The organism is Jeotgalibacillus sp. ET6, assembly GCF_029667115.1.
In the GTDB taxonomy this organism is placed as follows: Bacteria; Bacillota; Bacilli; order Bacillales; family Jeotgalibacillaceae; genus Jeotgalibacillus.
The window spans coordinates 112,961-135,762 of sequence record NZ_JARUIU010000001.1; the positions used below are offsets into that span (position 1 = coordinate 112,961).

Here is a 22,802-nt window from a genome sequence, read left to right on the forward strand (position 1 = left end):
ATAATGCCATGGGAATGAAATCTAAATTTAAAAACTTTTTTTTCGTAGATGACGAAGAAGAATATATAGAAGAATATACAGAAGAACCAAAAGAGGAACCGGAAGCGATGCGTACAAACAAAAAGCTGACACCTAATAAACAAAATGTGGTCAGCTTGCAAAGCATTCAAAAGTCCTCTAAAATGGTTTTACTTGAACCGAGAATGTATGCTGAAGCTCAGGATATAGCAGATCATCTGAAAAGTCACAGAGCAGTTGTGGTAAATCTGCAGCGTATTAATAAAGACCAGGCAAAGCGGATTGTCGACTTTCTAAGCGGCACCGTTTACGCTATCGGGGGAGACATTCAGCGTGTAGGTACAGATATTTTTCTTGTCACTCCGGACAATATCGAAGTGAGTGGAAATATTACAGATTTTATTCAGGAAGAATAATCCTTAACAAGGATAGATAGGTGGTTCAGAACAAATGCTAGTAGATACAATTTTCGATATTATCGGTATTCTCATGACGTTTTACAGCTACGCATTGATTATATATATTTTACTTTCATGGTTTCCTAATGCCAAAGAAAGCAGTTTTGGTCAAACTTTAGCGAGGATTTGTGAGCCATATCTTGAACCATTCAGAAAGATTATCCCTCCACTTGGAATGATTGATATTTCACCGCTTGTGGCCATTCTTGTACTGAATTTTGCCAGAAATGGACTTCAAACATTATCGACCATGATTTCGTAATATAAAATTTTGCCTTTATCCTTAGTGGATAGAGGCATTTTCTCTTGAGAGGTGAAAGAATATGACATCAGTATATCAGCATTTTCGAAAAGAAGAACAGGGCTTTATAGATCGTGTGTTAAGCTGGAAAGATCAGGTGGAGCAATCATACGCCCCAAAGCTCACAGATTTTCTGGACCCCCGTCAGGTATTTATTATGCAGTCTTTAATTGGGACAGCAGGGGAAGTGAAAGCTTCTTTTGAAGGCGGAGAAGGGGCGGAAAGAAAAAGGGCATTAATTTACCCTGACTATATGGATCCTGATTTTAAAGATTATGATTTGCAGCTTCTTGAAATCAGCTACCCTTCGAAATTTATATCTGTGGAACATAAACATGTGCTGGGTTCTTTAATGGGCCTTGGGATTAAAAGAGAAAAATTCGGAGATATCATTATTAGGGATGAAAAAATCTATCTAGTTGCTGCAAAAGAGTTTGCCTCATTTTTTTCACTGAATCTCACCCATATTGGGAGGCATTCTGTATTGGTAAATGAGGTCGAGTGGGAAAAGTACACACCTTCAAATGAACAATGGAAAGAGCGGTTTGCTACTTTAAGCTCCCTTAGACTGGATGCAGTACTTGCAGGAGCGCTTGCATTATCCAGGCAGAAAGCCCAGCTATTGATTCAGGCAGGTAAAATTAAAGTGAATTTTAAGGAGGAAGAACAGCCGTCTTTTGAATGTGCTCAAGGGGATATTATTTCCGTCAGAGGGTATGGAAGGCTGAGGATTGGTGAAATTGAAGGGAAAACAAAAAAAGATAAGTGGCGTCTGACCATTTTTTCAATGGGCAGTTAATCTTTACGTCTTATTGACGAATTTAGAAAAAAAATGATGTGAATTACAGAGAATTGCCCACAAAATAGGTAATCATCAGTATAATAGAAATGAAAAGCATAAGAGAGGTTGGAGGTGCCAGTATGCCGCTATCACCATTGGATATACATAATAAAGAATTTAATCGCGGATTTCGAGGGTATGATGAAGATGAAGTAAATGAATTTCTGGACCAGATTATTAAGGACTATGAAATATTGCTTCGGGAGAAAAAAGAGCTTGAAGAAAAGCTGTCAAACAACAGTGAGCGCTTGGGTCATTTTACTACAATCGAGGAAACGCTAAATAAGTCTATTGTGGTTGCACAGGAAGCAGCAGAGGAAGTAAGACGCAATTCCCTTAAAGAATCAAAGCTGATTGTCAAAGAAGCAGAAAAAAATGCCGACCGGATCGTCAATGATTCATTAACAAAAGCACGGAAGATTGCCATTGAGATTGAAGAACTGAAAAAGCAGTCAAAAGTATTCCGCACCCGCTTTAAAATGCTGATTGAAGCTCAGCTTGAATTAATTACAAACGGGGACTGGGATGATCTGATGGAATATGATCTGGACACAACGGATTTAAAAAGTCTTCAGCCAGAGAATGAAAACGACTACTAGTTGACGAAACAACCTGGACTAAAATATAATATTTTGTACATTCAACAATGAAAATGCAGAAATAAACGTTGATGGGAACAGTATCTGGCAGATACACTTTTTGCAGCGAGTCGGGGACGGTGAAAGCCTGATGAAGAATTGCCGGAGAACATCATCCTTGAGTTCTGATGCTGAAATGAAGTAAGCAGCAGCGGCTGGCCTCCGTTACAGGCTCCTTTGAGTGGAAAAAGTCTTTTTTTCTATAAGGGTGGTACCGCGTGAAGCAATGCTCTCTCGTCCCTTTTTATAGGGACAGGAGGGCTTTTTTTCGCTTTAAGCCTGCTTAATTTAAGATAATGACTCAAAAATATACTCTTTGTAATAGAAAAGATTCTGGGAGGTACACAATGGAATACAAAAATACTTTATTAATGCCTAAAACTGAGTTTCCAATGCGGGGCAACCTGCCTAACCGCGAACCGGAAATTCAACAAAAATGGGAAGACATGAATATTTATGATCAAGTTCAAAAACGTACAGAAGGAAGACCTTTATTTGTTCTTCATGATGGTCCCCCTTACGCAAATGGAGACCTTCACATGGGGCACGCATTAAATAAGGTGCTGAAGGATTTTATTGTCCGCTTTAAATCAATGAATGGCTATCAGGCTCCTTATGTGCCAGGCTGGGATACACATGGTTTGCCAATTGAACAGGCACTGACAAATAAAGGCGTAAAAAGAAAAGAGATGACGGTTGCCCAGTTCAGAGAAAAATGTGCAGAATACGCATACAGCCAAGTGAACAGCCAGCGGGAGCAGTTTAAACGAATTGGCGTTCGCGGCGACTGGGATCACCCATATATTACTCTTGAACCTAAATACGAAGCACAGCAGATAAAAGTTTTTGGTGAAATGGCGAAGAAAGGATATATTTACAAGGGTAAAAAACCGGTTTACTGGTCTCCTTCAAGTGAGTCTGCTCTGGCAGAAGCAGAAATTGAATACCAGGATAAACGTTCAGCATCCATTTATGTCAGCTTTGATGTAACAGACGGAAAGGGCATTCTTGATGAGGGAGTTAAATTTGTTATTTGGACCACGACACCTTGGACAATTCCTGCTAATTTAGCGATCGCTCTTCATCCTGAACTCGATTACGTGGTAGTTGAAGAACAGGGCAGCAGGTATGTAGTAGCTAAAGAACTTCTCGGAAAAGTGACCGAAACTATGGAATGGACTTCTCCAAAAATCGTTAAAGAAGTCAAAGGAGCGGAGCTTGAACATATTAAAGCACAGCATCCTCTTTATGACCGGTCTTCTTTAGTCGTACTGGGTGAACATGTTACGACTGATGCAGGAACAGGCTGCGTTCATACAGCACCTGGCCACGGTGAAGATGATTTCCAGGTAGGCAAAAAGTATAATCTGGACGTACTTTGTCCGGTTGATGACCGCGGAGTTTTCACTGCTGAAGCGCCTGGTTTTGAAGGTCTTTTCTACGATAAGGCCAATAAATCGATTACTGAGAAGTTAGAAGAAGCAGGGGCTCTGCTGAAGCTGGAGTTCTTCACGCACAGCTATCCTCATGACTGGCGCACAAAAAAACCGATTATTTTCCGGGCTACAGCACAATGGTTTGCCTCGATTGACAAATTCAGGGACGAACTGATGCAGGCGGTGCGGGATACAAAGTGGGTACCGGTTTGGGGCGAAACCCGATTATTCAACATGGTGCGGGACCGGGGTGACTGGTGTATTTCGCGTCAGCGTGCCTGGGGAGTTCCAATCCCGGTGTTTTATGCTGAAAATGGCCAGGAAATTATAACAGAAGAAACGATCGACCACGTTTCTGCGCTGTTTGAAGAACACGGTTCAAATATCTGGTTTGAAAAAGACGCCAAGGAATTGCTGCCTGAAGGCTTTAAACACGAGGGTAGTCCTAATGGGCGCTTTACAAAAGAACAGGATATTATGGATGTCTGGTTTGACAGCGGCTCATCCCATCAATCTGTTCTTGAAGCAAGAGAGGACCTGCAGCGTCCGGCTGATCTCTATTTGGAAGGATCAGATCAATACCGGGGCTGGTTCAACTCATCCCTGACCACAGGAGTGGCTGTTACCGGAAAAGCTCCTTATAAAGGCGTGCTGAGCCACGGGTTTGCGCTTGATGGAAACGGCCGGAAAATGAGTAAATCTCTTGGCAATGTCGTCGTACCTTCTAAGGTAATCAATCAGCTTGGTGCGGATATTCTCCGTTTGTGGGTAGCTTCAGTAGACTATCAGGCAGATGTACGGGTTTCTGATCCGATTTTAAAGCAGGTAGCTGAAGTATACAGAAAAATACGCAATACACTGCGCTTTTTACTGGCGAATCTTTCGGACTTCCATCCCGAAAAGCATTCTGTTCCATTTAATGAGCTCCGGGAAGTAGATCAATTTATGATGGTCCGCCTAAACCAGGTAATCGGCAACGTAAAAACAGCTTATGATCATTACGAATTTGCTGACGTCTATTCTACTGTGAGCAATTTCTGTACATTTGAACTGAGCTCCTTCTATATGGATTTTGGGAAGGACATATTGTACATTGAAGCAAAAAATGATCATACGAGAAGAGCCATGCAGACAGTTATGTATGAGACACTGACTTCTCTGACTAAACTGATTTCACCTATTCTTTCTCATACTGCTGACGAAGTATGGGCATTTATCCCGGGCGTTCAAGAAGAAAGTGTTCAGCTGACAGACATGCCTGAGGTGAAAAAGTACGAAAAGGATAAGGAACTTACAGCAAAATGGGAAGCCTTTTTAGATTTGCGTGATGATGTGCTAAAAGCACTTGAAGAAGCCAGAAACGCAAAAACAATTGGGAAATCTCTGGCTGCAGAAATTACAATTTACACGGGAGAACAAACGAATTCTCTCTTAGCTTCGATCAATGAAGACCTAAAGCAGCTCTTTATCGTATCGAATTTGACTATTAAAGAAGGAGAGGCTGATGCGCCTGCTGAAGCGGTTCAATTTGACGGCCACGCGGTACTGGTTGCAAAAGCTGAGGGTGAAACATGCGAAAGGTGCTGGATCATCTCTCCTGAGGTTGGAAAAGATTCGGATCATCCAGGTCTGTGTCCAAGATGTGCACAGGTCGTTAAGGAAAACTATTCTCATTTGACAGCTGAATAATAAGAGAACCCGGGAAAATATTAAATACTTTCCCGGGTTTTTCTTTGCCCTTTGTTAAAGGTTTGATGTTTATCCATACAAATTATGCTACAATACGATAAGGTATGGCATCATAACTTCGGAGGTAGACCTGTGATCTATTATTTAATTGCTCTTTTTATTATCGTTTTTGACCAGCTGACAAAATATTTAGTCGTTCGAAACATGGAGCTGGGAGAATCGATTAGTGTAATCGATAACGTATTTTACATTACTTCCCATCGGAATACAGGAGCTGCATGGGGCATGCTTGAAGGCCAAATGTGGCTGTTTTATATTGTTACTATTCTGGTCATTTTCGGTATCCTTTTTTATTACTACCGTCATGCAAAAGGAAACCACTTGTTCAGCTTGAGCCTGATGATTCTGCTAGGAGGAGCAATTGGGAATTTTATAGACCGGATCACCAGACAGGAAGTCGTGGACTTTATTCAATTTACATTCTTTAATTTCATTTTTAATATTGCTGATGCTGCTCTTACTTTAGGAGTGGTGCTGTTATTTGTTCAAATGATTTTGGAAGAAGTGCAGGAAAAGAGGAAAAAGAATGGAAAGCATTCAACACATCATACAGGAAAATGAAAAAGGCAGCAGACTCGATATGGTTATAGCGGGTCTTAAAGAAGACTGGTCCCGTTCACAGGTGCAGCAATGGATAAAGGATGGAATCGTAACCGTTAACGGTTCTGTCTCAAAACCAAATTACAAAAGTGCTTTAGGGGATGAAATTGACATTCAAATTCCCGATCCCGAGCCGCTGGATGTAGAAGCAGAAGAAATGAATCTGGAAATTTATTATGAAGATGAGGATGTCCTGGTTGTAAACAAACCAAAAGGGATGGTGGTTCATCCTGCACCAGGTCATTTAAGAGGCACCCTCGTCAATGGTCTGATGGCTCACTGCAAGGATCTTTCAGGCATTAATGGAGTTCTGCGCCCGGGTATTGTTCACCGGATTGATAAGGATACTTCAGGTTTGCTGATGGTTGCAAAAAATGATATGGCACATGAAAAACTTGTTCAGCAGCTGGTGGATAAAACGGTGACCCGTAAATACCGTGCCATTGTTCACGGCTTAATTCCACATGAATACGGTACGATAGATGCTCCTGTCGGAAGAGATCAAAAAGACCGTCAAAGTATGGCGATTGTTAACAATGGAAAAAACGCAGTCACTCATTTTCGGGTGCTTGACCGCTTTAAAGAATTTTCTTTTGTGGAATGTGAACTTGAAACAGGCAGAACACACCAGATTAGAGTTCATATGAAGTATATAGGTTTTCCATTAGCGGGAGATCCAAAATATGGACCAAGAAAAACACTTGATATAGGTGGACAGGCCCTTCATGCCGGAGTGCTTGGTTTTATTCACCCAAGAACGGAAGAATACATTGAATTTAAAGCTCCGCTTCCTGAAGATTTTGAAGAGCTTTTAACACAGCTTCGAAACGACCGTTGACAAAATTCGATTTCGGCTATACAATGTAAACAACTTAATTGAACGGACCCTTTAAATCAGTCCAGAGAGGCTGAGAAGGAACTTGCTGCGCTTTTTTGGTGCACCTATGCCCTCTCAGTCTGCTGACTGAGAGGGTTTTTATATGAGAGAGGGGCAGAAAATGGGCCAGCAAAACACAGTAATGGACGACCAAATGATGAAAAGAGCACTTACAAGAATTGCTCATGAAATTATTGAACGGAATAAAGGTGTGGAGCAGTGTGTACTGGTTGGGATTAAAACAAGAGGCATTTACCTAGCGAACCGGTTAAAAGAACGCATTGAAGCAATCGAAGGTGTAAATGTTCCTGTAGGTGAGCTGGACATCACCATGTACCGGGATGATTTGGAAGCTAAGCATGAAAACGGTGAACCGGTCGTGAATGAAGTAGATCTGGCTGAAGCGATTGACGATAAAAAAGTTATTGTCATTGATGACGTACTGTATACAGGAAGGACAGTACGAGCAGCACTGGACGCTATAATGGATCAGGGTAGACCGAAACAAATTCAACTGGCTGTCCTAATAGACCGGGGACATCGGGAGCTTCCCATACGGGCAGATTTTGTAGGGAAAAATATTCCTACATCAAGTGAAGAACAGATTAAAGTGGAATTGATCGAAGTAGATAAAAAAGATTTAGTATCTATTCACAAATAAATATCCCTTTTAATAGCAGTCCAGAGAGGCTGACAAAGGAACTGTAAGCGAATGAAAGACCACGAAAGACCTCGCTGCATGCCCTCTTTGCATCCCTCTGGAACGAAGAGGGCTTTTGTATATAAGGAGGCGCAAACGATGGCAGCAGAAACTAAGAAACCGGTATTGGATGTTCAGGAAGTACCTAAAGCAAACCAGTGGTTGACATTAAGTCTTCAGCATTTATTCGCGATGTTCGGAGCAACGGTGCTGGTGCCGATGCTGGTCGGGCTGAGTCCGGGAGTGGCACTAATATCGAGCGGACTTGGAACACTTGCCTATTTGTTAATTACAAAAGGGCAGATTCCTGCTTATCTTGGATCATCCTTTGCTTTTATTGCACCTATTATAGCGGCAACAGAACTGGGAGGCCCTCAGGCTGCAATGTTTGGCGCATTTTTCGCCGGGCTTGCCTATGGACTTGTTTCACTTCTTATTTATAAATTCGGCATTAACTGGCTGACCAGGATCCTGCCTCCGGTAGTGGTGGGACCAGTCATAATCGTAATTGGACTTGGTCTTGCCGGAACAGCGGTAAACATGGCAATGTATGAAAATCCGCTTGCTCAAAATCCGCTTGATTTTGTTTATAGCATTAGGCACATCACAGTTGCCTTGATCACCCTGGCTATTACGATCATCGGTTCCATCTATTTTAAAAAATTCTTTGGACTGATTCCGATTTTAATCGGTATTACAGGCGGATATATTGCGGGGCTGTTTGCAGGTCTGGTCGATTTCCAGCCCGTACTTGATGCAAAATGGTTTGCGATGCCGGACTTTTTAATGCCATTTGTGGATTATACTCCAAACTTTTCTCTTGGTGCTCTTGCCTTGATGGTACCGATCGCAGTCGTTACCCTGTCCGAACACACTGGCCATCAAATGGTTGTCAGTAAAGTTGTCGGAAGAAATTTTTTGGAGAAGCCTGGTCTCCATCGCTCCATTCTTGGAGATGGGGTGGCAACGATTATTGCTTCATTGATAGGAGGACCTCCCAATACAACGTATGGTGAAAACATTGGAGTACTTGCAATAACCCGAGTGTACAGTGTTTTTGTTATAGGAGGAGCGGCAGTACTTGCGATTTCCTTTGGATTTGTGGGGAAAATATCTGCTCTCATCAGCTCGATCCCGACCGCTGTAATGGGAGGCGTATCGATCCTGTTGTTCGGTATAATTGCTTCAAGCGGTCTGAGAATGCTGATAGAAGCGAAAGTGGATTTTTCATATAAAAGAAATCTAATCATAGCATCCGTAATCATGATTATTGGAGTCGGAGGGGCATTCCTTGAGTTCACCCCGACCTTCACTCTTCCCGGCATGGCACTTGCCGCGATCGTCGGCATTTTGTTAAACCTGGTTCTTCCCGGCCGCAAGAAAGAAGAAGAAACGCTTTTTAATGAAGAAAAAGAAATTGCATAAGTAACCTTTTTAATTAAAGTCCAGAGAGGCTTTCAAAAGGGAAGATAAGCTGCAGCCATGAGGCTCAGTCTATCTTTTAACACCTTTTGAGGCTTCTCTCAGAAGGTGTTTTTTAATGAGGAGGAAGAAACCATGCATATTTTAACAATGGACGATTTAACCAATGAAGAAATTCTTCAGATCTTGCGTCATGCAGAGAATTATCAGCATTCCATTACAAAAATAACGGCTCCCTGTTATGCAGCGAACTTATTTTTTGAAAACAGTACTAGAACGAAAAGCAGCTTTGAAATGGCACAAAAAAAACTGGGTCTCGATGTTCTATCTTTTGATGCTCAAACCGCCTCCATTCAAAAAGGAGAATCACTTTACGATACGGTAAAAACACTCGAAGCCATTGGGGTAGATGTCGCAGTGATCCGCCATGGAGAAGACAGGTATTTTGATCAGCTGGAAGGCAGGGTTAAGCTCTCCATTATAAACGGCGGCGACGGAATGGGTCATCATCCTTCTCAGTGTCTGCTCGATTTGATGACCATTCAGCAGGAATTTTCTTCATTCGAGGGACTTGCCGTTACCATTGTGGGCGATATTAGGCACAGCAGAGTGGCAAGGTCCAACGCCTCAGCATTGCGAAGGCTTGGAGCCATTGTCCAGTTTTCAGGACCGAAGGAATGGATGGATGAAGAGCTTCTGGGAGCGGGAAATTATATCGATTTTGATCAGGCAGTGGAGACAAGTGATGTTTTGATGATGTTAAGAGTGCAGCATGAAAGACATACGTTCGGTGTGTCTTTTGAAAAGGATGAGTACCATGCTTTATATGGATTAACAGACGAAAGAGTAAAGAGAATGCCAGCAAAAAGCATTATTATGCATCCTGCACCCGTGAATAGAGGAGTCGAAATAGCGGACGAGATAGTTGAATGCGAGCGGTCAAGAATCTTTAAGCAAATGACAAATGGTGTATTTGTCCGAATGGCGATGCTTCAATTTGTATTACAAAAAAGGGAGGAACTAAAACATGAATTTGTTAATTAAAAATGTCTACATAGAAGAAAACCTGAAGGAAACCGTGGATGTAAGGATTAAAAACGGAAAGATCCGTGATATTCAAACCGTTCTGTCTGAAATGGGGGAGGACGTCATGGATGCAAAGGGGTTGTTTTTAGCTCCAGGCTTTGTAGATGTACATGTTCATTTAAGAGAACCAGGCGGTGAGCATAAAGAAACGATTCAAACAGGCACACAATCTGCATCACGCGGAGGATTTACAACGATCTGTTCGATGCCAAATACACGTCCTGTACCGGACCGGGTGGAGCTTGTAGAGGATTTATTTCAACGAATTCAAGAATCAGCAGTGGTGAAAGTGCTGCCCTATGCTTCGATAACAGAACGTCAGACCGGAAAAGAATTAGTAGATATGAGTGCGCTGGCTGACCTTGGTGTGTTCGCTTTTACGGATGATGGCGTGGGGGTGCAAAATGCAGACATGATGCTTGAGGCGATGAAAAAAGCTGCATCAGTAAATAAAGCCATTGTTGCCCACTGTGAAGAAAATACACTTATTCACGGAGGCTGCATGCATGAAGGAGAAAGATCCAGAGCGCTGGGCCTTCCAGGGATACCATCTGTATGTGAATCTGTTCAAATTGCACGGGATGTACTTCTAGCAGAAGCAGCGGGCTGCCATTACCACGTCTGTCATGTATCCACAAAAGAATCGGTCAGAGTCATTCGCGATGCGAAAAATGCCGGGATTCGAGTTACAGCAGAAGTGACTCCTCATCATCTGCTGTTAAATGAGCAGGATATTACAGAGCAGGATGCAATGTTTAAAATGAATCCGCCGCTGCGCTCCATGGAAGATCAAAAAGCCCTTTTAGAAGGATTGGAAGACGGAACAATTGATTTCATTGCAACTGACCATGCCCCTCATTCGATGGAGGAAAAAGCGGAAGGCATGCAGCTTGCCCCATTTGGCATTGTAGGTCTTGAAACGGCTTTTACACTGCTGCACACCCGCTTTGTAAAAACGGAGAGATGGACGCTTGCTCAGCTCGTGGATTGGCTGACAATTAAACCGGCTCAGACATTTAATCTTCCATCTGGAAAAATAGAGACAGGGAATGATGCCGATCTGGTGCTGATTGACTTGGAAATGGAAAAAGTAATTGATTCAAATGAATTTTTGTCTAAGGGGAAAAATACACCTTTCAATGGATTAAAAACAATAGGATGGCCAGTGACGACGATCGTTGGCGGCCGGATCGTCTGGGAGGAGAATGCACAATGAAAAGGCAATTAATTTTGGAAGATGGCACGATCTTTACAGGAGAAGGGTTTGGAAGCGCAGAGGAGACAGTTGGAGAAGTCGTTTTTAACACGGGAATGACAGGCTATCAGGAAATTTTATCTGATCCTTCATACTGCGGACAAATGGTGACGCTAACCTACCCGTTAATCGGAAATTACGGGATCAACCGGGATGATTTTGAGTCCATTCAGCCTTCAATCAAAGCTTTAATCGTTCGTGAAGCAACTGATCTACCTTCCAACTTTCGCAGTGAATCAACCATTGATGAGTTATTGATTGAAAAGAACATCCCGGGGCTTTCAGGAATTGATACTAGAAAGCTGACTCGTTTAATCAGAAAGCACGGAACTTTAAAAGGGAAATTAACTTCTATGGAAGTGGACGTGGATGAAGTCATAACAAATCTGCGGGAAACGGTGCTTCCAAGAGATCAGGTAAAAAAAGTATCGACTCCCAGCCCGTACCCGAGTCCAGGTAGAGGAAAAAGAGTCGTGCTGGTTGATTTCGGTATGAAGCACGGGATTTTACGAGAACTGAACCGGCGGGATTGCGACGTCATCGTCGTACCTTACAATACTTCAGTCAATAAAATTTTGTCGCTTCACCCGGATGGCGTCATGCTGTCAAATGGACCCGGCGATCCAAAAGATGTCCCGGAATCCATCGAGATGGTTCGCGATCTGCTTGGGAAAGTGCCGGTGTTTGGGATCTGCCTTGGCCATCAGTTATTCGCGCTTGCCTGCGGAGGAGATACATTTAAACTGAAGTTCGGTCATCGAGGCTCGAATCACCCGGTAAAAAACCTTCACACGAACACGGTTCATATAACAGCTCAAAATCATGGGTATACAGTGGATCCGGCATCACTTCACGGCACTTTTCTAGAAATTACTCATACCGCATTAAACGATGGAACGGTAGAGGGGCTGCAGCATAAAACAGCACCTGCATTTTCCGTGCAGTATCATCCTGAAGCCTCACCAGGACCTGATGATGCAAACGAATTATTTGATCAATTTATGACGATGATGGAACAGTTTACGGAGGAGGAAGCCATTCATGCCTAAACGAACAGACATTAAAACCATTCTGGTTATCGGCTCAGGCCCTATTATTATCGGACAGGCGGCAGAATTTGATTATGCAGGTACTCAAGCCTGTCTGGCGCTGCGGGAAGAAGGATACAGAGTCATTTTAGTAAACTCGAATCCTGCTACTATTATGACAGATACAGAAATTGCAGATAAAGTTTATATGGAGCCGCTCACTGTGGAATTTATCAGTCAAATCATCCGAAAAGAACGACCGGATGCGCTTCTTCCTACATTGGGAGGTCAAACCGCATTAAACCTGGCAGTTGAATTATCCCAGTCAGGTGTCCTGGAAGAAAATAATGTGGAGATATTAGGGACTAAGCTGTCAGCGATTCAGCAGGCTGAAGACCGCGATCTTTTCAGAACCTTAATGAATGAACTGGGTGAACCGGTTCCCGAAAGCGATATTATTCATACATTTGAAGAAGCAAAATTATTTGTGGAAAGAATCGGCTACCCTGTCATTGTCCGTCCTGCATTTACACTTGGAGGTACAGGAGGCGGTATCTGTCACAATGAAAGTGAATTGAAGGAAATTGTTTCATCGGGATTAAAGTACAGCCCTGTTACTCAATGTCTGCTTGAAAAAAGCATTGCCGGTTTCAAAGAAATAGAATACGAGGTAATGAGAGATGCCAATGACCATGCCATTGTGGTGTGCAATATGGAAAATATAGATCCTGTAGGCATCCATACAGGGGATTCTATAGTGGTAGCACCCTCGCAGACATTAAGTGACCGGGAATATCAAATGCTTAGAAACTGTTCCTTAAAGATCATCAGAGAGCTTGGGATTGAGGGCGGCTGTAATGTCCAATTAGCCATCGATCCTGACAGCTACCAGTATTATATTATCGAAGTAAATCCGAGAGTCAGCCGTTCGTCGGCACTGGCTTCAAAAGCGACCGGTTATCCGATTGCTAAACTCGCAGCTAAAATTGCCGTTGGGCTCTCACTGGATGAAATGCTGAACCCGGTAACAGGAACTTCATATGCATGCTTTGAGCCTGCTCTTGACTATGTTGTAACAAAAATTCCTAGATGGCCTTTTGATAAATTTGAATCTGCCAAACGAAATCTGGGGACTCAAATGAAAGCCACAGGCGAAATCATGGCGATAGGGCGAACCATAGAAGAGTCGCTGTTAAAAGCAGTCCGTTCCCTTGAAAATGACGTGTATCATTTAGAGCTTGACCAGGGTGATGCTTTAACAGATGAGTGGATTGAAAGAAGGATACGAAAAGCAGGAGATGAAAGACTTTTTTACGTAGGTGAAGCATTAAGAAGAGGCGTTTCAGTCGAAACCATCCATGATTGGAGTAAAATCGATCTTTATTTCCTCAATAAAATGCAAAATATCATACAGTTTGAAGAAGTGATCACGGACAGCCAGACAGATGAAGTTTTATGGAAAGCCAAGCGGATGGGCTTTTCTGATAAAACAATCGCTGCTTTGTGGGGCTGCTCCGAGCAGGATGTCTATGACAGAAGAAAAGAGAAAAATATTATCCCTGTTTATAAAATGGTAGACACATGTGCTGCTGAATTTGAGTCGGAAACCCCTTACTTCTACGGAACCTATGAAGAAGAAAATGAGTCCGTTGTAAGTAATCGCAGAAAAGTGATCGTTCTTGGCTCCGGACCAATCAGAATTGGTCAGGGAGTTGAATTTGATTACGCAACCGTCCACTCAGTGTGGGCTATTAAAGAAGCCGGGTATGAAGCGATTATAATTAATAATAATCCGGAAACAGTCTCAACTGATTTTTCCATCTCCGATAAGCTGTATTTTGAACCGCTAACTCTTGAAGATGTGATGCATATTGTCGACCTGGAACAGCCTGATGGAGTAGTGGTTCAATTCGGAGGACAAACTGCCATAAATCTTGCCGAAGGTCTTGTCAAACGCGGGGTGAAAATACTTGGAACGAGTCTTGAGGACCTTGACAGAGCGGAAAGCAGAGATAAATTTGAAGAAACATTAACAAAACTAGGCATACCACAGCCGGAAGGAAAAACAGCTGCCTCTGCTGAACAGGCATTGATTATTGCAGAATCAATCGGCTATCCCGTGCTGGTAAGACCCTCTTATGTTCTTGGAGGCAGAGCGATGGAAATTGTGTATCACAAAGAAGAACTGCAGCAATATATGACCAGCGCAGTGAAAGCCAGCCGGGAGCATCCTGTGTTAATCGACCGCTACCTTACAGGCAAAGAAATTGAAGTAGATGCAATATCTGACGGAGAACATGTTTTAATTCCAGGCATCATGGAACATATTGAACGGGCAGGAGTTCATTCAGGCGACTCCATTGCGGTCTATCCTCCGCAGTCCCTTTCAGATCATCAAATCCATCAGCTTGCAGACTACACGGAAAAGCTGGCTAAAGGTCTGAATATTAAAGGGCTGATCAATATCCAGTATGTGATTTCAAAAGGGGAAATCTATGTACTTGAAGTTAATCCGAGATCAAGCAGAACGGTTCCGTTTCTAAGTAAGATCACAGGCATTCCGATGGCGAATCTGGCGACTAAAGCAATCCTTGGAGCTGCACTTCCTTCGCTTGGGTATGGCACAGGTTTGGTTCAGCCGGGACCCGGAGTATTTGTAAAGGTACCGGTATTCTCCTTTGCCAAACTGAGAAGAGTCGATATTACACTCGGGCCTGAGATGAAATCAACCGGAGAGGTAATGGGAAAAGACGCTACGCTGGAAAAAGCTTTATATAAAGGGTTAGTCGCAGCTGGAATGAGTATGAAAAACCATGGTTCTGTCCTGTTGACCGTAGCAGATAAAGATAAGCAGGAAGCAGCAAATCTTGCTGGCCGTTTTCATGCACTGGGCTATAAAATTCTGGCCACAGAAGGAACCGCTGCTATTTTCGACGAGCTTAAAATTCCTTATGAAATCGTAAATAAAATTGGTCAGGGAGAAAAAACCCTTTTGGATTTCATACAAACCGGGGAGATTCAACTGGTTATAAATACTTTAACAAAAGGGAAACAGCCGGCAAGAGACGGATTCCGTATTCGAAGAGAGTCTGTGGAGAACAGCATCCCGTGCCTGACTTCTCTGGATACAGCAGAAGCCATGCTGAAAGTGTTTGAATCCATGAATTTTATCATGGATCCAATGGGTGCTCCCAAAAAAGAGATGGTGAAAGTATGATTGGCCAGGAAAATATGAAAATTGTCTCTCATCAGGAAATAGCAGCGAATATATTTGAGCTTGTTCTTGAGGGTGAGTTAACAAAAAAAATGACTTCTCCAGGACAGTTTGTCCATCTTAAGGTCACGTCCGGGAACGATCCTTTATTAAGACGTCCAATAAGCATTTGTTCGATTAATCAGGAAATGAACCAATTTACTATGCTCTACAGAGTTTCCGGGAACGGCACCAAAGTTTTATCGGAACGGGCACCGGGAGCAGTTGTCCATGTGCTTGGACCGTTAGGCAACGGCTTTCCTGACGATTATCTGAAAGAAGGGGAACAAGCGCTGTTAATTGGAGGCGGAATAGGGGTTCCCCCGCTTTATGAACTGTCCAAACGACTGGTTCACAAAGGTGTTCACGTGACTCATATTCTTGGCTTTCAAACAGAAAGTGACATGTTTTACAAAAATGAGTTTGAAAAACTTGGTGAAACTCATATCGCTACTGCAGATGGAACACATGGTGTTAAGGGGTTTGTAACGGATGTGGCTGAGCAGCTGTCTATTCAGCCGGATGCTTATTTTACATGCGGACCCTCGCCTATGCTAAAAGCAGTAGAATCGAAATATGAAACGATTAACGGGTTTATTTCCATGGAGCAGCGGATGGGATGCGGAATCGGTGCCTGTCTGGCCTGTGTATGCCATGTTGCAGGGGATGAAAGCGGACTTAAGTACAAAAAAGTTTGCAGTGACGGTCCTGTATTCAAAAGCGGGGAGGTAGTAATATGAGCAGGCTTCAAGTTGAACTTCCAGGTTTAACATTGAAAAATCCGGTCATGCCCGCTTCCGGGTGCTTCGGTTTTGGAAAAGAATACAGTCAATTTTATGACCTCAGCCTTCTTGGCGCGATTATGGTAAAAGCTACGACGAGAGAAGTACGCTTTGGCAATCCGACCCCTAGGGTAGCAGAGACATCCTCTGGGATGTTAAACGCGATCGGATTGCAAAACCCCGGTCTTGACCATGTTTTACAGCATGAATTAAAATGGCTCGAACAATATGATGTACCTGTGATCGCAAACGTAGCCGGATCAACAATTGAAGATTATGAGCAAGTGGCAGAAGCCATCTCAAAAGCTCCGAATGTTCATGCTCTTGAAATCAATATCTCATGTCCGAATGTTAAAGAAGGCGGGATTGCATTTGGAACACATCCAGACACAGCAAGAGAACTGACAGAAAAGGTAAAGAGGGTTTCCTCTGTCCCGGTTTATATAAAACTATCTCCAAACGTCAGCAGCATTACAGAAATGGCATATGCAGTGGAAGAAGGCGGCGCCGATGGACTTTCCATGATTAATACACTCCTTGGAATGAGACTCGACAGCCGCACCGGAAAACCCGTGATTGCAAATAAAACCGGGGGACTTTCCGGACCTGCTATAAAACCAGTTGCCCTTAGAATGGTTTATGAAGTAAGTCAGAAAACAACTCTTCCAATCATAGCAATGGGGGGAGTTTCAGATGAAATGGATGTCATAGATTTTATATCTGCAGGAGCTAGTGCTGTAGCTGTAGGCACTGCGAACTTTGTGGATCCTCTTGTCTGCCCGGAAATCATTAAGAATCTCAATAACATTCTTGAGGAATGGGAGATTGAACATATCCACGATTTAAGAGGAAGGAGCTGGAAGGATATTGGAGAAGCAGCCTATCATCGCTCTTGATTTTCCTGGAATGGGGGAAGTTGATCAGTTTTTATCCTTATTTAATGAACCTTTATACGTAAAAGTGGGCATGGAGCTTTATTTACAAAATGGGCCTGCAGTCTTTGATTTACTAAATAAAAGAAATCATAAAATTTTTCTTGATTTAAAGCTTTACGATATACCAACAACTGTAAGAAAAGCAATGCAGGGCCTTTCATCACTAGGGATCGACATGATCAATGTACACGCTGCCGGCGGAAGAAAAATGATGGAAGAGGCGCTTGAAGGATTAACGGCTGGATCCTCACATGGGAATCGCCCAAAGCTGATTGCCGTTACGCAGCTTACCTCCGCTTCCCCTCAAATGGTTGAGAACGAGCAAAAAAGTGCGCTGACGCTCGAAGAATCTGTCCTGCACTATGCTGATCTTGCCCGAATCAGCGGATTGGATGGAGTAGTATGTTCTGCTCAAGAGGCAGGTTTGATTAAAGCAAAAACAGGAAGCCAATTCTTAAGAGTTACGCCAGGGATCCGGATGCAGGGTGACCACGCACATGATCAGGTAAGAACCGCCACTCCAAAAACAGCGTTTGAAAAAGGTTCAAGTGCCATCGTTGTAGGACGCTCGATTACCCAAAGCAGCGATCCGGTACGGGCGTATTATTCAGTTAAAAATGAATGGGAGGGAGCTTTCTATGAAAAATCAAATAGCTGAAAGTCTGCTTAGGATTGAAGCTGTATTCTTAAGACCTGAAAAACCTTTCACATGGTCATCTGGAATTCAGTCGCCTATTTACTGCGATAACCGGCTGACAATGTCATACCCTTCAGTCCGAAAAGAGATCGCCAGCGGATTGGCGGAGCTGATTAAAAATCATTATGCAGAAGCAGAAGTCATAGCAGGAACAGCAACAGCAGGAATACCGCATGCCGCATGGGTCAGTGATTTGCTCGATCTTCCGATGTGCTATGTCCGCTCCTCTGCCAAAAAACATGGAAAAGGCAATCAGATAGAAGGGCTTGTCACCAAAGGGCAGAAAGTTGTCATCATTGAGGATTTAATATCAACTGGCGGAAGCAGTCTGGAAGCAGCACTCGCATTACAGGAGGCTGGATGTGAGGTGCTTGGGGTTGCATCCATTTTTACATACGGTCTTTCAAAAGGAAAACATGCGTTTAAAGAGGCGGGTATCCGACAGCAATCATTGACGGACTATGAAACGCTGATAAAAAAAGCAGCAGAACTCGGATATGTAAAAAAAGAGGATCTTGAGTATTTAACTGCATGGCAGTCAACTGTTTAATAATATATCATGAGTGGAAGCAGGGGCTCCTGCAGAAATGACAGATGCTCAAGCCTTTCACGGGCAGGGCCTGAAAGCCTGATCCCCATCTCGGCCATGTGCCAATAAAGTACAGTGAACCGATTAAAGAGCATGAGACACTTTTGTCCCATGCTTTTTTAAAATAATTATGTTTTGGTTTTTACTGAATCAATTTTTCTTTAACTTCAAGATCAGTTCTTCTGTAGGGGTGACAAAAACGGTCTCCTGATGATCATAGATCACATAACCTGGTTTTGCACCGCTTGGCTTTTTTACATGCCTGATTTTCGTAAAGTCCACCGGCACGGAGCTTGAGGATCTTGCTTTACTGAAATAAGCTGCGATGCTTGCTGCTTCAATGATGGATTCTTTCGATGGATTGGGATCTTTAATGACTACGTGGGACCCTGGTATATCTTTTGTATGAAACCAAACATCATCCCTTGCTGCGGCACGATTTGTTAAAAAGTCATTTTGTTTATTATTTTTCCCGACAAGGATGAGTAATCCTTCAGAGGAAGAATATTCTTCGAGCTTTGGTTTAGCCGGTTTTGTTTTCTTCTTTTTATGTTTGGCTTTTAAGTAGCCTTCTTCACTTAATTCCTCGCGGATTTCTTCAATATCAGACGTTGAAGCAGCTTCAAGCTGCTGAAGCAGTTGATCAAAGTAATGAACTTCCTGCTCTGCTTTATTAATTTGCTCTTCTACAATAATTAAAGCATTTTTCGCTTTTTGATATTTGGTAAAAAAACGTTGTGCATTTTCTGAAGGCGTTTTTCTAGGGTCAAGAGGAATCACAATTTCTTCGTTATTTTCACTGTAATAGTTTTGTACAGTGATTTCTTTCATTCCTTTTTTCACAGCAAAAAGATTGGCGGTTAAAAGTTCTCCCTGCAATTGAAACTGATCGCCTTTTGAAGCCTGTTGAAGCGTTTTTTCAAGCTTTTTGATCTTAGCAGTGTTTTTGTCTTTTTCATTACGGATAAACCGTTCCAGATCGTGGCCCTGTTGTTTGACCCGGTCACGTTCTGCTTTGCCGAAGTAATACCGGTCAAGCATTTCACTTAAGGATTGAAAAGAAGTTTTCTTCGCTTCAGGGTATTGTTGAAGTGGAAAAAGATAGTAAAAATCCTTATCTTTATTTTGCATGAAGGACGGTTCATACAGATGATTTTGAAGTTTATTTATTAAATCAGCAAAAGCATCCCATATGGCTTCTTTTGTTGAAAGGCCGGCACGCGCGACTACTTCTTTTGCAAACAGCGGTGACAGTCCTGCAAAGATCCGGACGAGCTGCCCATCCAGCTTTCCTGCGTTCCAGTCAATGCTTTTGATTAACTGATCTTTGTCTGCTTTAAATGGGTCAAGTTTGTCCTGCTCAGGCGGCCACTCAAAGGGAGAGCCCGGCATAATGGTTCTTACCCGGTTTACTGCAGGGGAAAGATGCTTAATGCTGTCAAGAATCATAGAGCGTTCTTTATCCACGAGTGTAATGTTTGAATGTCTGCCCATAATTTCAATGACCAGCTGCTTATAAGAGATGTCTCCGATCTCATTTCGTCCTTTTACTTCAAGAACAAGAATTCGCTCCATATCTTTTTGATAAATGGATTCGATAATCGCTCCTTCAAGATGCTTTCTTAAAAGCATGCAAAACATAGGAGGTTCACTTGGGTTATCGCTTTGTTCTTTCGTTAATTGAACTCTTGAGTAGGTTGGATGTGCTGAAATAAGCAGTTTATGGTTTTTTCCTTGTGCACGTATCACGAATAGTAGTTCATTTTTAAACGGCTGGTGAATTTTGCTTATTCGCCCTCCGCTGATCGTTTCCTTTAATTCATTTGTCATAGCTCTAGTAAATAGTCCGTCAAATGACATTGTGTTCCCTCATTTCAAAGCATTCTTTTTTCATCTTATCATTTTTTTACGTTTCACGTGTAAAATGTGCTATAATGGGCTGATGAATGGACGATCACTCGATAAAATACACAGAATGAAGGTGAGATCGACCTATGGTAGTCAGTATGACCGGATTTGGCACCGGAACAGCTAAGGTTAACGATCTCAGCGTGACGGTAGAAATTAAATCTGTCAATCATCGATATTTAGAATGCGCGATCCGTGTGCCTAGAGAGCACGTATACCTTGAAGAATATGCCAAGCGTTTAATTGGTCAAACGATTAACAGGGGAAAAGTGGATGTATTTATCTCTCTTGCAGGTTCGGGTGCTGCGGACCGGTCATTGTCCATTGACTGGGATCTGGCAGATGCTTATTTTAAGTATGCAAATCAGCTTAAAGACCGGTATAATCTTAGACAGGAAGTACCGATCTCTTATTTTCTTGAAAATCCTGATCTTGTATCAATAAAAGAAGCACATATAAACCGTGATGAAGTTGAGCCGGTTGTCGAAACAGCTTTAAAACAGGCTCTTGATTCTTTGCAATCTATGAGAACTGCTGAAGGAAAAGAACTTGAAAAAGACATTCTTCATCATTTGCATTCTTTTAAATTGTGTACGGATAAAGCTGCAGGCCTCAATCCGGCTATAGTATCCAAATACCACACCAGACTCGAAAAAAGAATAAAAGAGTTTGCAGATGGACAGATTGATGAAAACAGGCTGCTGACAGAAGTGGCTGTTTTTGCAGAAAAAACAGATGTTACAGAAGAATTTGTCCGGCTTACCAGTCATCTGAATCAATTTCAAAATGCACTGTCTTTCGACGGAGCCGTTGGAAGAAAACTTGATTTTCTCACCCAGGAAATGAACAGGGAAGTTAATACAATTGGTTCTAAGGCAAATGACGCGGCATTAGTTTCCCTCGTTGTGGAAATGAAATCTTCACTTGAAAAAATTAGAGAGCAAATACAGAATATCGAATAAACTGATTGGTACGCAAAAGGGGAGTCACAATGTCTATAAAGTTAATTAATATCGGGTTTGGGAATATTGTATCCGCAAACAGGATCATTACAATTATTTCTCCGGAATCGGCTCCTGTTAAGCGCCTGGTTCAGGATGCAAGAGAGCGTGGAACATTAATAGATGCTACATATGGAAGAAGAACAAGAGCAGTTATGATTATGGACAGTGATCATGTGATTTTAGTAGCAGTTCAGCCGGAAACTGTTGCCTCACGTTTTACTGATAAAGATGACGGTCAGGAAGAAGGGTAATGATAATGAATGAAAAAGGATTGCTGATCGTGCTGTCAGGTCCATCTGGTGTAGGAAAAGGGACCGTCAGAAAAGAGTTGTTTTCTGACCCGAAAACGACGTATGAATATTCCATTTCCATGACCACCCGTCTTCCCAGGGAAGGCGAAGTGAATGGGACGGACTATTTTTTTAAAACCAGAAGCGAGTTTGAAGCACTGATTGAGCAAGATAAATTGCTGGAGTTTGCTGAATATGTGGGGAATTATTATGGCACGCCAGTTGATTATGTGAGAGAAACTATCAATAAAGGCAGAGATGTCTTTTTGGAGATAGAAGTGCAGGGCGCACGTCAAATCAGAGAAAAGTTTCCGGAAGGACTTTTTATTTTTCTTGCTCCTCCTAGTTTGTCCGAACTTCAAAGCAGACTCGTTCACCGGGGCACAGAAAGCAGCGATATCATTGCAAGCCGGGTGGAAAAAGCAAGAAAAGAACTTGAAATGATGAATTTGTATGACTATGTTGTTGAAAATGACCATGTTGAATTGGCGTGTGAACGAATTCATGCAATTGTTCTTGCTGAACATCTGCGGCGGGATCGAGTAGAAGCACGCTATAAAAAAATGCTGGAGGTTGAATAATATGTTATATCCATCGTCTGATTCTCTTAGAAAAAATATTGATTCAAAGTATTCTCTTGTAAGTGTGGCAGCAAAACGTGCCAGAAATATGCAGGAGAAAGGGGATAAGGGAACCCTTGCCTCTTATCATTCCATTAAATTTGTCGGGCAGGCGCTTGAAGAGATAGCGGCAGGGCATCTGCTGATGAAGCAGCCTGTTGCAGGGATTGAATATGAAGATGAAAAATAACAGCCTCCGGGTTGTTATTTTTTCTTTTTTTACAGCTATTTTCAACAGAGGAGCAAATGATCAGTAAGTATTTAAGTGAAAAATAGGCGAACTTCCTTCATAATAAAAAGTAATGATTGATGATC

22 protein-coding genes and 1 other annotated feature are annotated in these 22,802 nt (G+C 42.5%); of the genes, 21 read left to right on the forward strand and 1 reads right to left on the reverse strand.

The features are described 5' to 3' along the window. Positions 1–8: 8 nt before the first annotated feature. The 17 genes from P6709_RS00555 to pyrE all read left to right on the forward strand — a co-directional run bounded on the left by P6709_RS00555 (position 9) and on the right by pyrE (position 18,626). Positions 9–434 (forward strand): cell division protein SepF, encoded by a 426-nt coding sequence (locus P6709_RS00555; RefSeq protein ID WP_278238934.1) that lies wholly within the window; start codon positions 9–11, stop codon positions 432–434. Between the two features lie 34 nt (positions 435–468). Next, positions 469–738 (forward strand): YggT family protein, encoded by a 270-nt coding sequence (locus P6709_RS00560; protein WP_278238935.1) that lies wholly within the window; start codon positions 469–471, stop codon positions 736–738. Positions 739–799: 61 nt separating this feature from the next. Further along, a complete protein-coding gene (locus P6709_RS00565) occupies positions 800–1,576 on the forward strand; it encodes a YlmH family RNA-binding protein (protein WP_278238936.1) in 777 nt (258 codons plus the stop codon). A gap of 122 nt (positions 1,577–1,698) precedes the next feature. Beyond that, complete coding sequence (locus tag P6709_RS00570; RefSeq protein ID WP_278238937.1) at positions 1,699–2,217, forward strand: DivIVA domain-containing protein; 519 nt, start codon at positions 1,699–1,701, stop codon at positions 2,215–2,217. A gap of 59 nt (positions 2,218–2,276) precedes the next feature. Continuing rightward, positions 2,277–2,501 (forward strand) — a binding site (T-box leader). 102 nt (positions 2,502–2,603) lie between these two features. Beyond that, positions 2,604–5,381, forward strand: a complete 2,778-nt coding sequence (gene ileS / locus P6709_RS00575; protein WP_278238938.1) for an isoleucine--tRNA ligase — start codon at positions 2,604–2,606, stop codon at positions 5,379–5,381. Positions 5,382–5,513: 132 nt separating this feature from the next. After that, positions 5,514–6,002: a signal peptidase II gene (lspA, locus tag P6709_RS00580; RefSeq protein ID WP_278238939.1), complete on the forward strand. Its 489-nt coding sequence runs from the start codon at positions 5,514–5,516 to the stop codon at positions 6,000–6,002. Then, a complete protein-coding gene (locus P6709_RS00585) occupies positions 5,968–6,879 on the forward strand; it encodes an RluA family pseudouridine synthase (protein ID WP_278238940.1) in 912 nt (303 codons plus the stop codon). The genes lspA and P6709_RS00585 overlap by 35 nt, the downstream gene beginning before the upstream one ends. Before the next feature lie 160 nt (positions 6,880–7,039). Continuing rightward, complete coding sequence (gene pyrR / locus P6709_RS00590) at positions 7,040–7,579, forward strand: bifunctional pyr operon transcriptional regulator/uracil phosphoribosyltransferase PyrR (RefSeq protein ID WP_278239778.1); 540 nt, start codon at positions 7,040–7,042, stop codon at positions 7,577–7,579. A 138-nt stretch (positions 7,580–7,717) separates the two neighbouring features. Next, positions 7,718–9,043, forward strand: a complete 1,326-nt coding sequence (locus P6709_RS00595) for a solute carrier family 23 protein (protein ID WP_278238941.1) — start codon at positions 7,718–7,720, stop codon at positions 9,041–9,043. Positions 9,044–9,175: 132 nt separating this feature from the next. After that, the gene (locus P6709_RS00600) at positions 9,176–10,084 is read left to right on the forward strand and encodes an aspartate carbamoyltransferase catalytic subunit (protein ID WP_278238942.1); all 909 of its coding nucleotides are present in this window, start codon (positions 9,176–9,178) and stop codon (positions 10,082–10,084) included. Beyond that, positions 10,068–11,342 (forward strand): dihydroorotase, encoded by a 1,275-nt coding sequence (locus tag P6709_RS00605; protein WP_278238943.1) that lies wholly within the window; start codon positions 10,068–10,070, stop codon positions 11,340–11,342. Before P6709_RS00600 ends, P6709_RS00605 begins: the two co-directional genes overlap by 17 nt. After that, positions 11,339–12,430: a carbamoyl phosphate synthase small subunit gene (locus tag P6709_RS00610; protein WP_278238944.1), complete on the forward strand. Its 1,092-nt coding sequence runs from the start codon at positions 11,339–11,341 to the stop codon at positions 12,428–12,430. Before P6709_RS00605 ends, P6709_RS00610 begins: the two co-directional genes overlap by 4 nt. Continuing rightward, entirely contained in the window at positions 12,423–15,626 is a 3,204-nt protein-coding gene (gene carB / locus P6709_RS00615) for a carbamoyl-phosphate synthase large subunit (RefSeq protein ID WP_278238945.1), read from the forward strand. Before P6709_RS00610 ends, carB begins: the two co-directional genes overlap by 8 nt. Continuing rightward, complete coding sequence (locus tag P6709_RS00620; protein WP_278238946.1) at positions 15,623–16,402, forward strand: dihydroorotate dehydrogenase electron transfer subunit; 780 nt, start codon at positions 15,623–15,625, stop codon at positions 16,400–16,402. The genes carB and P6709_RS00620 overlap by 4 nt, the downstream gene beginning before the upstream one ends. Next, positions 16,399–17,340: a dihydroorotate dehydrogenase gene (locus tag P6709_RS00625; protein ID WP_278238947.1), complete on the forward strand. Its 942-nt coding sequence runs from the start codon at positions 16,399–16,401 to the stop codon at positions 17,338–17,340. Before P6709_RS00620 ends, P6709_RS00625 begins: the two co-directional genes overlap by 4 nt. Next, a complete protein-coding gene (gene pyrF / locus P6709_RS00630; protein WP_278238948.1) occupies positions 17,312–18,037 on the forward strand; it encodes an orotidine-5'-phosphate decarboxylase in 726 nt (241 codons plus the stop codon). The genes P6709_RS00625 and pyrF overlap by 29 nt, the downstream gene beginning before the upstream one ends. Then, positions 18,018–18,626 carry an orotate phosphoribosyltransferase gene (pyrE, locus tag P6709_RS00635; protein WP_278238949.1) on the forward strand — a complete coding sequence of 203 codons (609 nt, stop codon included), beginning with the start codon at positions 18,018–18,020 and terminating at the stop codon, positions 18,624–18,626. Before pyrF ends, pyrE begins: the two co-directional genes overlap by 20 nt. A 189-nt stretch (positions 18,627–18,815) precedes the next feature. On the opposite strand, the gene P6709_RS00640 is transcribed toward pyrE, so the two are convergent. Next, positions 18,816–20,525, reverse strand: a complete 1,710-nt coding sequence (locus P6709_RS00640) for an Rqc2 family fibronectin-binding protein (protein WP_278238950.1) — start codon at positions 20,523–20,525, stop codon at positions 18,816–18,818. Between the two features lie 134 nt (positions 20,526–20,659). Here P6709_RS00640 and P6709_RS00645 point away from each other — a divergent pair, with 134 nt between their 5' ends. Genes P6709_RS00645 through rpoZ form a run of 4 tightly spaced genes read left to right on the forward strand, consistent with a single transcriptional unit; the run spans position 20,660 to position 22,677 of the window. Further along, complete coding sequence (locus P6709_RS00645; RefSeq protein ID WP_278238951.1) at positions 20,660–21,535, forward strand: YicC/YloC family endoribonuclease; 876 nt, start codon at positions 20,660–20,662, stop codon at positions 21,533–21,535. Positions 21,536–21,564: 29 nt separating this feature from the next. After that, on the forward strand, positions 21,565–21,828 hold the full coding sequence (remA, locus tag P6709_RS00650) for an extracellular matrix/biofilm regulator RemA (protein ID WP_041057365.1): 264 nt from the start codon (positions 21,565–21,567) through the stop codon (positions 21,826–21,828). A 5-nt stretch (positions 21,829–21,833) separates the two neighbouring features. Then, a complete protein-coding gene (gene gmk / locus P6709_RS00655; RefSeq protein WP_278239779.1) occupies positions 21,834–22,448 on the forward strand; it encodes a guanylate kinase in 615 nt (204 codons plus the stop codon). Between the two features lies 1 nt (position 22,449). After that, entirely contained in the window at positions 22,450–22,677 is a 228-nt protein-coding gene (gene rpoZ / locus P6709_RS00660) for a DNA-directed RNA polymerase subunit omega (RefSeq protein WP_278238952.1), read from the forward strand. Positions 22,678–22,802 lie beyond the last annotated feature (125 nt).